The organism is Enterobacter cloacae complex sp. 394I7 (genome assembly GCF_057320345.1).
Window position 1 is genome coordinate 721,241 of sequence record NZ_JBXWCR010000001.1, and the last position, 13,210, is coordinate 734,450.

At 54.1% G+C, this 13,210-nt stretch carries 13 protein-coding genes; 1 reads left to right on the forward strand and 12 read right to left on the reverse strand.

The annotated features are described in order from the left end of the window. Positions 1-34 precede the first annotated feature (34 nt). The 4 genes from potD to potA are packed head-to-tail and all read right to left on the reverse strand — an operon-like array spanning position 35 to position 3,846. The gene (potD, locus tag AC2FAP_RS03480; protein WP_410384039.1) at positions 35-1,069 is read right to left on the reverse strand and encodes a spermidine/putrescine ABC transporter substrate-binding protein PotD; all 1,035 of its coding nucleotides are present in this window, start codon (positions 1,067-1,069) and stop codon (positions 35-37) included. Next, the gene (potC, locus tag AC2FAP_RS03485) at positions 1,066-1,857 is read right to left on the reverse strand and encodes a spermidine/putrescine ABC transporter permease PotC (protein ID WP_014169603.1); all 792 of its coding nucleotides are present in this window, start codon (positions 1,855-1,857) and stop codon (positions 1,066-1,068) included. Before potC ends, potD begins: the two co-directional genes overlap by 4 nt. Continuing rightward, positions 1,854-2,711, reverse strand: a complete 858-nt coding sequence (potB, locus tag AC2FAP_RS03490) for a spermidine/putrescine ABC transporter permease PotB (RefSeq protein ID WP_020884651.1) — start codon at positions 2,709-2,711, stop codon at positions 1,854-1,856. The genes potC and potB overlap by 4 nt, the downstream gene beginning before the upstream one ends. Next, positions 2,695-3,846, reverse strand: a complete 1,152-nt coding sequence (gene potA / locus AC2FAP_RS03495) for a spermidine/putrescine ABC transporter ATP-binding protein PotA (RefSeq protein WP_449541777.1) — start codon at positions 3,844-3,846, stop codon at positions 2,695-2,697. Before potA ends, potB begins: the two co-directional genes overlap by 17 nt. A gap of 233 nt (positions 3,847-4,079) precedes the next feature. Between potA and pepT the strand changes: the two genes are divergently transcribed. Next, positions 4,080-5,303: a peptidase T gene (gene pepT / locus AC2FAP_RS03500; RefSeq protein ID WP_410384040.1), complete on the forward strand. Its 1,224-nt coding sequence runs from the start codon at positions 4,080-4,082 to the stop codon at positions 5,301-5,303. 58 nt (positions 5,304-5,361) lie between these two features. Here pepT and AC2FAP_RS03505 read toward each other — a convergent pair whose 3' ends face one another. The 8 genes from AC2FAP_RS03505 to rluE form a co-directional block, all read right to left on the reverse strand. Next, positions 5,362-6,483: a ribosomal protein uL16 3-hydroxylase gene (locus AC2FAP_RS03505; protein ID WP_032677894.1), complete on the reverse strand. Its 1,122-nt coding sequence runs from the start codon at positions 6,481-6,483 to the stop codon at positions 5,362-5,364. Positions 6,484-6,574: 91 nt separating this feature from the next. Further along, positions 6,575-8,038, reverse strand: a complete 1,464-nt coding sequence (phoQ, locus tag AC2FAP_RS03510; RefSeq protein WP_032681238.1) for a two-component system sensor histidine kinase PhoQ — start codon at positions 8,036-8,038, stop codon at positions 6,575-6,577. After that, on the reverse strand, positions 8,039-8,710 hold the full coding sequence (phoP, locus tag AC2FAP_RS03515; protein ID WP_032670531.1) for a two-component system response regulator PhoP: 672 nt from the start codon (positions 8,708-8,710) through the stop codon (positions 8,039-8,041). A 122-nt stretch (positions 8,711-8,832) separates the two neighbouring features. Further along, entirely contained in the window at positions 8,833-10,203 is a 1,371-nt protein-coding gene (gene purB, locus AC2FAP_RS03520; protein WP_449541560.1) for an adenylosuccinate lyase, read from the reverse strand. A gap of 19 nt (positions 10,204-10,222) precedes the next feature. Beyond that, positions 10,223-10,852 carry a high frequency lysogenization protein HflD gene (hflD, locus tag AC2FAP_RS03525; RefSeq protein ID WP_014169611.1) on the reverse strand — a complete coding sequence of 210 codons (630 nt, stop codon included), beginning with the start codon at positions 10,850-10,852 and terminating at the stop codon, positions 10,223-10,225. Positions 10,853-10,879: 27 nt separating this feature from the next. Then, the gene (gene mnmA / locus AC2FAP_RS03530; RefSeq protein ID WP_032670452.1) at positions 10,880-11,992 is read right to left on the reverse strand and encodes a tRNA 2-thiouridine(34) synthase MnmA; all 1,113 of its coding nucleotides are present in this window, start codon (positions 11,990-11,992) and stop codon (positions 10,880-10,882) included. Positions 11,993-12,032: 40 nt separating this feature from the next. After that, on the reverse strand, positions 12,033-12,506 hold the full coding sequence (locus tag AC2FAP_RS03535) for an NUDIX hydrolase (protein ID WP_049023567.1): 474 nt from the start codon (positions 12,504-12,506) through the stop codon (positions 12,033-12,035). 9 nt (positions 12,507-12,515) lie between these two features. Further along, entirely contained in the window at positions 12,516-13,169 is a 654-nt protein-coding gene (gene rluE / locus AC2FAP_RS03540) for a 23S rRNA pseudouridine(2457) synthase RluE (protein WP_032681233.1), read from the reverse strand. Between the last annotated feature and the right edge of the window lie 41 nt (positions 13,170-13,210).

Here is a 13,210-nt window from a genome sequence, read left to right on the forward strand (position 1 = left end):
CGCTAAGACGGAGTGAGGAAGAAAGCCTGGCCGCTTACCGGCCCGCTTTTAATTTCTGGTAATACTCTTCATAGATGCGGCTTGCGTCACCGACATCGTTTTGCCACTCGCCTTTACTGATGGTTTGCGCATCCGGATAGAGCGATTTGTCGTTCGCGACGGCCGGGCTGAGCAGCTTGCGCGCAGCGAGGTTCGGGGTGGGATAACCAATGGTCTCCGCAACTTGTTTCGCGACGTCCGGGCGCAGCAGGAAGTTAATCAGCTTCAGGGCACCGTCAACGTTCTTCGCGTTTGCAGGAATAGAGAGGCTATCCATCCAGAAGATCCCGCCTTCTTTCGGCCACACTACCTCCAGCGGCGTACCGGCCTGACGGGCAACATACGCGGAGCCGTTCCACACCATGCCCAGATTCACTTCGCCTTCCATATACGGGTTTGCCGGGTTATCAGAGTTAAATGCCGCCACGTTAGGCATCAGCTTTTTCAGCTCGTTATAGGCCGTTTCAATCTCTTTCGGGTCCGTCGTATTGCCTGAGTAGCCGAGCTTACGCAGCGCTACCTGGAACACTTCGCGCGCGTCGTCGGTTAACAGCAGGCTGCCTTTGTATTCCGGTTTCCACAGATCGGCCCAGCTTGTAACGGTTTTCGGATCGATAGCCTCGCTGTTGACACCAATGGCGGTTGCGCCCCAGATGTAAGGAATGGAGTAGTCATTATTCGGGTCAAACGGCTTATTGAGCATCTCCGGATCGAGATTGTTGAAGTGAGTGAGCTTCGTTTTATCGATCTTCTGAATCATGCCCTCTTTGCGCATTTTATCGACGAAATAGGTCGACGGGACGACCAGATCGTACGCGCCTTCTTTGTAAGTTTTGAGCTTGGCGTACATGGTTTCATTCGACTCATAGGTAGAATAGATAACCTTGATGCCCGTCTCTTTCGTGAACTGCTCCAGCAGGCCAGGTGGCACATACTCGGTCCAGTTATAGAAATAGAGCGTTTTGCTGTCATCAGCGTGCGCGGCACCCATTCCGAGCACCAGTGCCGCAGCGGCAAGCATTTTTTTCATTTCATTGTCCCCTGAGATTTTGTTTTATCACGAGCAATAACCTGGCTGGCAATCACCAGCACCAGCGAGAACACTAACAGTATGGTCGCCAGCGCGTTCACCTCGGGCGAGACGCCGACTTTCACCATTGAATAGATCTTCAATGGCAGAATTTCATAACTCGGGCCGGTGACGAAGGAGGAGACCACCACATCGTCCATCGACAGGGTAAAACTCAGCAGCCATCCGGCAGCAACGGCGGGCATCGCCAGCGGCAGGATGATTTTGCGCAGGATGGTCATCTCACTGGCACCCAGATCTTTTGCGGCTTCCAGCATGCGCACGTCAAACCCTTTCAGGCGTGCGAAGACGGTGACCACCACAAACGGCAGGCAGAAAGTGATGTGGGAGAACAGCAGTGACCAGAAGCCCAACTGGACGCCCAGCAGCATAAACAGCACCAGCAGCGAAATCGCCATGACGATATCCGGCGACATCATCACCACAAACAGCATCCCGCTGACGAACGGTTTACCCCGGAAGCGATAGCGGTAGAGCGCCACGGCGGTAAGCGAACCAATCAGCGTGGCGAAGGTGGCGGAGAAAATCGCCATCGTCAGGGAGTGCTGAGCAGCCTGCAGCAGGCTGTCGTTGTTCATCAGCAGGCTGTACCAGTTGGTAGTGAAACCTTGCCAGTTGATGCCGAAACGCGAGCTGTTAAACGAGTTCACGATCAAAATAATGATCGGAATATAAAGATAGGCATAGATGGCGGTCATAAAACCGCCGCGAAGCAGTCGACCGATCATTCGAGTTCCACCTTTTTATTCAGTAATCGTGAAGCACGCCAGTAGATCAACAGCATCAGGCCCATCACCACCGTGAGCGTAATGCTGGTAGCGGAACCGAACGGCCAGTCGCGAATGTTCAGGAACTGACTCTTAATCACGTTGCCGATAAGCAGGTTTTTCGCGCCGCCCATCAGGTCGGACACGTAGAACAAGCCCATTGCCGGCAGCATTACCAGCAGACAACCTGCAATGATGCCAGGCATGGTCAACGGAATGATAATCCGGATAAAGGTCTGCAGTTTGCTGGCGCCCAGGTCTCTCGCAGCTTCCAGCAGCGGTTTATCCAGCTTCTCAATGCTGGAATAGAGCGGCATCACCATAAAGGGCAGCAGGATATAGACCAGACCCACAATGACCGCACCCGGCGTAAACATGATGCGCACTGGCGTATCAATCACGCCCAGCCACAACAGGAACTCGTTCAGATAGCCTTTGGTGCTGAGGAAAATTTTCAGCCCGTAGATGCGGATCAGGGAGTTGGTCCAGAAAGGCACGATCAGCAAAAAGAGCAGCAGTGGACGCACTTTTTGCGGCAGACGTGCCAGAAACCATGCAAAGGGATAGCCCAGCACCAGGCAGGCAACGGTGGCGATCAGCGCCATATTAAGCGAGTGCAACAGCACGTCAAAATAGAGCGGATCGAGCAGACGCGAGTAGTTGTCCAGCGTAAAGACCAGCTTTACGAAGTCAGTATCGTCGCGGGTCAGGAAGCTGGTGGCGATGATCATCAGGTTGGGTAAGAAGACAAACAACACAAGCCAACCGACGATAGTAGCAATCACCACATTCTGGAATTTACTTGTGTTCTTCATCAGCCAGTACAACCTCCCAGCTTTCTACCCAGTTGATAACCATTTTCTGGTCGAGGGAGTGGTCGAAATCAGGGTCGTCCTCATTAAAGAACTCGCTGACCATCACCATCTTACCGTTTTCCAGTTCGACGACAGACTCCAGCGTCATCCCTTTATAGTTGCGCTCCCGGATATAGCCAATCAGGCCCTCGGCATCAGTATTGCCGTGGATCTCTTCAACGCGCAGATCCTCCGGGCGCAGCAGGACGTTGAGCTTTTGCCCTTTTTCGACGGCGAAATTCACGGTGATATTGCACTCGCGGCCTTCTACGTTGGCCCGCACGCGCTGTTCGTCCAGGCGTTCAATCACCGTGGCGTTGAAAATGTTGATCTCCCCAATGAAGCTGGCCACGAACAGGTTTTTCGGCTCTTCATAGATTTCACGTGGCGTGCCGTCCTGCTCGATTTTGCCGTCACGCATCACCACGATACGGTCCGACATGGTGAGTGCCTCTTCCTGATCGTGGGTAACGAAGACAAAGGTAATGCCGAGCTTGCGCTGCAGGGCTTTAAGCTCGTTCTGCATCTGCTTGCGCAGTTTGTAGTCCAGCGCGGAAAGTGACTCATCCAGCAGGAGCAGACGCGGTTTATTGACCACAGCGCGGGCGATAGCAACGCGCTGCTGCTGGCCGCCGGAAAGCTGGTGTGGCTTACGCTGGGCAAATTCTTCCAGCTGCACCATGCGCAGCGCGTCGGTAACGCGAACAGGGATCTCGCTGGCCGGTGTTTTTTGCATCCGCAGGCCAAATGCGACGTTCTCGAACACGGTCATGTGCGGAAACAGGGCATAGCTCTGAAAGACGGTATTCACGTGCCGCTCTTCGGCGGGGACCTGGGTGATATCCTGGTTTTCAAGGTGGATGTGACCGCTATCGACGTTTTCCAGTCCGGCGATAAGGCGCAGTACGGTTGTCTTGCCGCAGCCAGAGGGGCCAAGCAGCGTGAGGAACTCACCGTCATTGATGGTCAGGTTGAGCCCGGAAATAACATCTTTACCATCAAAACTTTTACGAATTCGTTCCAGTTGCACCAGCGGTGAACGTGAACGGGATTGTGTATTCAATTTTTGCGCTGTCCCATATAGACGCTCCGGGATGCAGACCGAAGCGGGGTTTGTGTGTAACCACCTTGGTGACTCGTAATGAGGGCGGACATTCTACGGCAAACCACTGTAATCGCCAATCCTTGTCACTGATTCATAAGCTACATTTACTAACGGATACGATATAAACGGAAAATATTCTCGTTTGCGGGATAAAAGTGACCTGACGCAATATTTGCCTTTTGATGCTTATTGATAATGTTGTCACAAAAAGTGAGGGTGACTGCATGGATAAATTACTTGAGCGTTTTTTACAGTACGTTTCGCTGGATACCCAATCTAAACCGGGTGTCCGCCAGGTGCCAAGCACCGAAGGCCAGTGGAAGTTATTAAACCTGCTCAAAGAGCAGCTCGACGCCATGGGGCTGGTTAACGTCACGTTAAGCGAGAAAGGCACTGTGATGGGAACGCTGCCTGCGAATGTCTCCGGTGATATCCCGGCGATTGGCTTTATCTCTCATGTCGACACCTCTCCGGATTTTAGCGGTAAACATGTCAACCCGCAGATTGTTGAAAACTACCGCGGCGGCGACATTGCGCTGGGGATTGGTGACGAAGTACTGTCGCCGGTGATGTTCCCGGTGCTGCACCAGCTGCTCGGTCAGACGCTCATCACCACCGACGGCAAAACGCTGCTGGGTGCCGATGACAAAGCGGGGATTGCCGAGATCATTACGGCGCTGGCGGTGCTGAAAGAGAAAAATATCCCGCACGGGGATATCCGTGTCGCCTTTACGCCGGATGAAGAGGTCGGCAAGGGGGCAAAACACTTCGACGTAGATGCCTTTAACGCAAAGTGGGCCTATACCGTCGACGGTGGCGGCGTAGGGGAACTGGAGTTCGAGAATTTCAACGCCGCGTCCGTGACAATCAAAATCGTCGGAAACAACGTTCATCCTGGCTCCGCCAAAGGGGTCATGGTGAATGCGTTGTCGCTGGCGTCGCGTATTCATGCGGAAGTTCCGCCAGAAGAGAGCCCGGAACAGACCGACGGTTATGAAGGTTTTTATCACCTGACCAGCATTAAAGGCACCGTAGACAGTGCGCAGATGCACTACATCATTCGCGACTTTGACCGTAAAGCATTTGAAGCGCGTAAACGTAAGATGATGGAGATAGCCAAAAAGGTCGGTAAGGGCCTGCATCCGGATTGCTATATCGAGCTTATTATTGAAGACAGCTACTACAATATGCGCGAGAAAGTGATGGCGCATCCGCATATCCTCGATATCGCGCAGCAGGCAATGCGTGACTGTGATATTGAACCGCTGTTAAAACCGATTCGTGGCGGCACAGACGGTTCGCAGCTGTCGTTCATGGGGCTGCCTTGCCCGAATCTGTTTACCGGTGGCTACAACTATCACGGCAAGCACGAGTTCGTGACGCTGGAAGGAATGGAAAAAGCGGTGAAGGTGATTGTGCGAATTGCGGAGCTGACCGCGGCGCGGTAATGACAAAAAAAAGGCCGGGTCAGGCGAAGCCGCCCCCCGGCACGCTTTTCTTTACGGTTTAGTCCTCAAAGAACCAGTACCCGCTGTTCACCAGCGCGGCGAGCATCGCGAGGAAAGAGGGATCTTCCAGCGCATCGCCAAAGGTATCAGCCGTTAAGGTCAGGTGGCTGGCAATAGCCTCCAGCGCCGGACGGTGAGGGGAGTCCAGCTTCTCGCCGTTAACGAAAACATCTTCACCGATGCGCAGTACGCGCAACCCGCCCAGACGAACCAGTTTGTCGCCCTGCTGCAGTGCGTCATAAATCTCGTCGGCCTGGTATGGCGGCTCTGGCGGTGCCACATCCAGCTCATGGCGTGACTGGCTGATAAACTCACCAAACCACTGGCTGAAATGCGCCGGTTCATTGATCAAATCCAGCATCATGCCGCGAAGCTTGTCCAGTTCGGCTGGCACAATATCGGCCGGGTGCTCGCGTGCAGGCACATCCGGATCGCTGTAACGATGGCTGCCCAGTTCACGCTGCAGCACGTAGTCAGCAAAGCCACTGATCATTTCGCGACCGCTTGGTGCGCGGAATCCGACGGAGTAGTTCAGCGAGTTTTCCAGCGAATACCCTTCGTGCGGGAACCCTGGTGGGATATAGAGAATATCACCCGGCTCCAGCTCTTCATCGATAATCCCTTCAAACGGATCGACCTGAAGCAGGTCCGGATGCGGGCAGTGCTGTTTCATCGGCACTTTGTCGCCCACGCGCCAGCGGCGGCGGCCTGTTCCCTGAATGATGAACACGTCGTACTGGTCCAGATGCGGACCAACGCCCCCTCCTGGCACGGAGAAGGAGATCATCAGATCGTCCATTCGCCAGTCGGGCAGGGCGCGGAACGGACGCATTAACGCCGCAGTCGGTTCATGCCAGTGGTTAACCGCCTGAACCAGTAATGACCAGTTGTTTTCACCGAGGTGATCGTAGCTTTCGAAAGGACCGTGGCTGACCTGCCATTTCCCGTCCTGGTGGCTTACCAGGCGGCTGTCGACTTCGCTCTCCATGGCCAGGCCGGCCAGTTCGTCAGGGGAGAGGGGATCGACAAAATTGCTGAACCCGCGTTTAAGAACGACCGGGCGTTTCTGCCAGTAACGTTCAATAAATTCGGGCCAGTTAAGTGTTAAGTGATAATCCATATTTTTTTATTCCGCAGGCTCTTACTGACTCGGATTATAACGGAAGCACAGGAGCCTGGGTGCGAGATCCTCGCATTTTTCACATAACGGGTTAACTATCGTTCGATGTGGGCTGCTGGCGACCGAAAATGACCTCCATTCTGGCGCCTCCGAGTAAACTGTCTTCGGTTTCAATTTTTCCGTCGTACTGGTCGACGATTTCGCGTGCCACCGCTAACCCAACCCCCTGGCCGGGGCGCAACGTATCCGCACGCTGACCGCGGTCGAATACCACATCACGTTTATTGCGCGGGATCCCCGGGCCATCATCCTCAACGATAATATGCAATTCGTTATCCGTCTGACGCGCGGAAACTTCCACGAATTCCAGGCAATATTTACAGGCGTTATCCAGCAGATTGCCCATCACTTCCATGAAATCATTTTTTTCACCAACAAAGCTGATTTCGGGAGAGATATCGAGGCTGATATTGACTCCTTTGCGCTGGTAAACCTTGTTAAGCGCGGAGGTGAGGTTATCCAGAAGCGGTGCCACAGGATGCAGTTCGCGGCTCAATAACGCGCTGCCGGAACGCATGCTGGCACGGTGCAGATAGTAACCAATTTGCTGAGAAATACGGCTGATCTGTTCCAGCATCACCGGCTCGGCGTCATCAACGCTCAGCTTTGAGCTGCGCATCGAACGCAGGGTACTTTGCATCACCGCCAGCGGCGTTTTCAGGCTATGCGTGAGGTCGGTGAGGGTGGTGCGGTATTTATCATAGCGCTCACGTTCGCTTTTCAGCAGACGGTTGAGGTTACGCACCAGGCTTGTCAGCTCGCGGGTAGTCTCCGGGTTGAGCTTCTCACGATGATGTTCTTCCAGCTCGCGCACCTCTCTCGCCAGCGATTCGATGGGGCGTAAACTCCACCACGCGGCGAGCCACAGCAGCGGGATCACCAGCAGCAGATTCGCGGCCAGAACATAGACGAACCAGTTCCATACCATATAAGAACGTTTAAGCTCGACCGGGATGGTATCGACCACCACGATGGTTAACTGCGGCATGTTCATCGTGGCCGGGTAGAGGTTAATCGCCACGGAGTGCGTCATTTCTGTTTCGGCATCGTCTGCGCGAATCTCATTCAGCTTTTGCTGCAGGGACCGGTCCTCGCGCAGCAGCGAGCTGGTGGTGTTCAGATCGGCTTCAAGTTCGTGGAAACCATTGGTCTTAAGCCATTCCGGACGAATACTTTTAACCAGCCATGGGATATCGCGTTGTGCCCAAAGTAGTTTTCCCTTTTCGTTATAAATCAGGGCCAGCGTCGGGCTTTGCTGGTTAAGGTTTTCCGGCATTTCGACGGTGATCGTGTTGTTTTCCCATTTCGCCAGGGTATAAAACAGGTTGCTTTCACCACGCAACAGTCGAAAAGTTGTTTTATCAAAACTGACGCTGTAGCCCACCAGAGCCACCATGCCGTAGGAGAGGGATAACACCAGCACGACGGCGGCCGTTGCCAGTAAAAAGCGAACCCGCAGCGAGAGGGGCAGAATATGACGCAAGATCCCTTTCATTTAGCGTATTTCGAACAGATAACCCTGACCACGGACGGTCGTGATCACGTCCTGCGGGTACTCCGCCTGAATTTTCTTGCGCAGACGTCCCATCAACACATCAATCGTGTGGCTCTCACGCAGCTCGGCATCCGGATAAAGCTGAAGCATTAAGGAGTCTTTGCTCACCACTTTGCCGCTGTTGCGGATTAACGTTTCCATGATGGTGTATTCAAACGCGGTCAGCTTAATGACTTCATTATTGATCGAGAATTCACGACGGGAGAGATCAACCTGGAAAGGGGGAATCGAAATCACCTGGGAGGCCAGGCCGCTGTTGCGGCGTAGCAGTGCCTGCATGCGTGCCGCCACTTCTTCGATGTGAAACGGCTTGGTGACGTAATCATCCGCGCCCGCGCTGAGCACTTCAACCTTGTCCTGCCAGCCTTCACGTGCGGTCAACACCAGAACCGGAAGGGAGACATCATGGCTGCGCCAGCGACGAATCAACGACAAACCGTCTTCATCAGGCAATCCGAGATCGACGATGGCGATGTCCGGCAGGTGCTCATTGAGATAATAATCGGCTTCTTTTGCATCTTCGGCATCGTCCACCTGATGTCCCATCTCCTGAAGCTGAACCTTCAGGTGATGGCGTAGCAATGCGTTATCCTCAACAACCAGTACGCGCATCATCTTTTCTCCCTATATGAATGGTATGAATAGTTTAACGCTGATTATGTTGTTGTGGGGATAAACATTAAGTAAACCGGGGAAAAGCAGCCCCCTTTCCAGGCGGAAAGGGGGAAGGAATGTTACTTCAGCTCGTCAACCATGGTGATGGCACGGCCGATATAGTTTGCCGGGGTCATCGCTTTCAGGCGGGTTTTCTCGTCTTCTGGCAGTTCCAGACTGTCGATAAACTGTTTCATGCCTTCGGCGTCTACGCGTTTGCCGCGCGTCAGCTCTTTCAGTTTCTCGTATGGTTTTTCAATGCCATAACGACGCATGACGGTCTGAATGGGCTCTGCCAGCACTTCCCAGTTGTGATCCAGCTCGTCCAGCAGACGGTCGCGGTTCACTTCCAGTTTGCTTACACCTTTCAGGGTGGACTGATACGCGATCAGCGCGTAGCCGATACCCACGCCCAGGTTACGCAGCACGGTGGAGTCAGTCAGGTCGCGCTGCCAGCGGGAAACCGGCAGTTTGCTCGCCATGTGCTGCAGCACCGCATTCGCCAGACCCAGGTTGCCTTCGGAGTTTTCGAAGTCGATTGGGTTGACTTTGTGCGGCATGGTTGAGGAGCCAATTTCACCGGCGATGGTCTTCTGTTTGAAGTGGTTCAGCGCGATGTAACCCCACACGTCACGATCGAAATCGATCAGAATGGTGTTGAAGCGAGCGATGCAGTCAAACAGTTCCGCGATATAGTCGTGCGGCTCAATCTGGGTGGTGTACGGGTTCCACTGAATGCCCAGAGAGGTCACGAACGCTTCGCTGAACTGATGCCAGTCCACTTCCGGGTAGGCGGCGATGTGGGCGTTGTAGTTACCTACCGCACCGTTGATTTTACCCAGAATCTCGACCTGCTCCAGCTGACGATACTGACGTTCCATACGGTGCGCCACGTTTGCCATCTCTTTACCCATCGTGGAGGGAGTGGCCGGCTGACCGTGGGTACGGGACAGCAGCGGAATATCACGATATTCGACAGACAGTGCTTTTACCGCGTCGATGATTTTACGCCAGTAAGGCAGCACCACGTCTTTACGTGCGGTGGAGAGCATCAGTGCATGAGACAGGTTGTTAATGTCTTCTGAGGTGCAAGCGAAGTGAATGAATTCAGACACGGCATGCAGCGCAGGCACGCTTGCCACTTTCTCTTTCAGGAAATACTCAACCGCTTTTACGTCATGGTTGGTGGTGCGCTCAATAGTTTTAATGCGCGCAGCATCGTCTTCGTTGAAGTCAGCAACGATTTTATCGAGGTAATCGTTTGCCTGGGCGTCAAAAGCAGGAACTTCCTTGATTGCTGCCTGGGCGGCCAGCTTTTGCAGCCAGCGTACTTCAACCTGAACACGGAACTTCAGCAAACCATATTCGCTGAAGATCCCGCGCAGCGCGCTGACTTTATCGCCGTAGCGTCCATCTACAGGGGATACGGCGGTCAGTGAGGATAATTCCATAATTCGCAACTCCGGGAGGTTAACAATGAGCAAGAATTTGTTTTGCCTGAGTCGTCAGGCGATTACGAGAAAACATTAACTGCAGGCGGCCACCGCCAACCTGATGCCACAGCACGGCGGCACGAATACCTGCCAGCAGGGAGGCGCGTACTTTTGCCTGAACCTGCGGGCTTTGCAGCACGGCAGGAGAGCCGGTGACCTGAATACGTGGGCCCAGCGGGCTGATGACGTCAACATAAATGCCGGCCATGGCACTGAGCAGCGTTTCGGACTGCAGATCAAAATGGTCGAGCTGGCGCTGCAGCCCGGCAATGCGGTCACCGAGCGTATCAAGCGCGCCTTTAGCCGCGCTGAGCTTACGCTCCAGCACCATCAGGCTTAACGTGTAGCGGGTCAGCTCCGCGTTCAACCCCTGACGGCTACTGGCGTTAAGCACGCCAAGCAAAGTTTCAAGACCGAGACGAAGATTGGTTTCACTCCCACCGAAGACACCCAGAGTCGAACCGGGGTTGAGGTCGATAACGCTGTTGAGTGAAACGTGCAGCGCGTCAGCATCGCAATGACCCTGATGCGCCAGCTGTTGCACCAGACGGGCAGACTGGCAAATTCCAGCCAGTGCCAGGGTGATGTCATAATAGTTCTTCGCCACACGTTCTCCTTTATGTGTGCAATCGTGTTAAACGGCCGGCAGCGGCAGGCGCTGTTCAATGATCCCGCCGCCCAGACAGATTTCGCCGCTGTAGAATACGGCGGACTGGCCTGGGGTGACCGCCGCAACCGGCTCGTCGAAACGCACATCAATGCGTTCATCATCCAGCGCGGTGACGGTACAAGGGATATCGGTCTGGCGATAGCGTGTTTTTACCGTACAGCGCAGCGTACCCTTCAGCGGCTCACGATCGACCCAGTGCAGCTGTTGTGCGATGAGGCCGACGGACATCAGACGCGGATGGTCGTGGCCCTGAGCAACAACCAGAATATTGTTTTCGACATCTTTATCTACGACGTACCACGGATCTTCGCTGCCTTCTTTGGTGCCGCCAATACCCAGCCCTTTACGCTGGCCCAGCGTGTGGTACATCAGCCCCTGATGTTGACCAATTTCATCACCGTCGACGGTAACGATTTTGCCCGGCTGTGCCGGCAGGTAACGACCAAGGAAATCGCGGAATTTACGCTCGCCGATAAAACAGATACCGGTGGAGTCTTTTTTCTTCGCGGTGATCAGATCCAGCTCTTCGGCGATTTTACGCACCTGCGGCTTTTCAAGCTCGCCTACCGGGAACAGGCTTTGCGCAATCTGTTCGTGGCTGAGTGTATACAGGAAGTAGCTTTGATCTTTGTTGCCATCCAGACCGCGCAGCAGCTGGCTTTTGCCATTCACATCGGCACGACGCACGTAGTGCCCGGTCGCAATATAGTCTGCGCCCAGATCTTCTGCGGCGAATTCCAGGAAGGCTTTAAATTTGATTTCTTTGTTGCACAGAATGTCCGGGTTCGGGGTACGACCGGCTTTGTACTCTTCCAGGAAAAGCTCGAAGACGTTGTCCCAGTATTCTGCGGCAAAGTTAACGGTGTGCAGTTCAATGCCCAGCTTATCGCACACCGCCTGCGCATCGGCGAGATCCGCAGCAGCAGTGCAATATTCCTCGCCATCATCTTCCTCCCAGTTCTTCATGAACAGGCCCTCCACCTTATAGCCCTGTTGTTGCAACAGGTAGGCGGAAACGGAGGAATCGACACCGCCGGACATGCCGACGATCACTTTTTTCTGGCTGTTATCTGACATGGAATACTCACGACATTGAACTTCAAGGCGGCGTATTCTATCACGCCCCCCCACCATTGGCACCCTCTGTAAACGGCCAGTTAAATTCTCCAATCACCTCAAGCGGCAGGCGACCAGCAGACTGCCAGCAGCGGATACTCTCGGCAACCAGCGGCGAGCGCAGGTTTGGCGCATTTAGGATATCTTCGGCAGTGACCCACAGGCAGCGATCGATATCATCGTCCTGCGGCTCTGTGGCGCACGTTTCGCTAAGCTCGACGGCAAATAAAAAGCGCAGGAACGGGGTGTGATCAGGGGCAATCCACTGGTGCATACGGATGAAGTGCTGCGGCTCCGCGTGGATACCGGTCTCTTCCCACAGTTCTCGTTTAGCGGCCTGCAGTAAGGTTTCATTGGCTTCAAGGTGCCCGGCTGGCTGGTTCCACAGCGCCTTGCCGTTAATACTCTCTTCTACGACCAAAAACTTACCTTGCGCGTGAACCACGCAGGCGACCGTGACATGCGGTTTAAACATAGTGACTCCTTAAGGGGTAACGTCCCGCCATTCACCGTTTGCCAGTGAATCCAGGGTGTAGTTGCCCATGGCGTAGCGAATAAGTCGCAGGGTAGGGAAGCCCACGTGTGCGGTCATCCGACGCACCTGGCGATTACGGCCTTCATAAAGGGTGATCTTGAGCCAGCTCGTCGGGATAGATTTGCGCTCGCGGATCGGCGGCGTGCGTGGCCACAGCCATTCCGGCTCGCTGACGAGCTCAATACCTGCAGGCAAGGTAGGACCATCGTTTAACGTCACGCCGCGGCGTAATGTCGCCAGCGTCTCTTCATCCGGTTCACCTTCAACCTGGACGAAGTAAATCTTTCCCGTGCGTTTGCCCGGCTGAGTGAGCCTGGCCTGTAAGGCACCATCGTTGGTTAAGACCAGAAGTCCTTCGCTATCCCGGTCCAGACGGCCGGCGGCGTAGACGCCCTGAACAGGAATGTAATCCTTCAGCGTGCTGCGTCCGGCTTCGTCAGTAAACTGCGGCAAAACATCGTAGGGTTTATTGAACAAAATAACCCGCTTTGGCTGGGATTCTTGTGGTCTTCTGGCGGCTTGTCGTGAGCTGAATCGCTCAACCCGGTGTTTTGTAAAAGAAGTTTTCTTCATGGTATTTTCAGACGTTATCAATTGCCGCATTATAGCCTATTAACGAAGACCTTTCATGGCGTCGGACAATC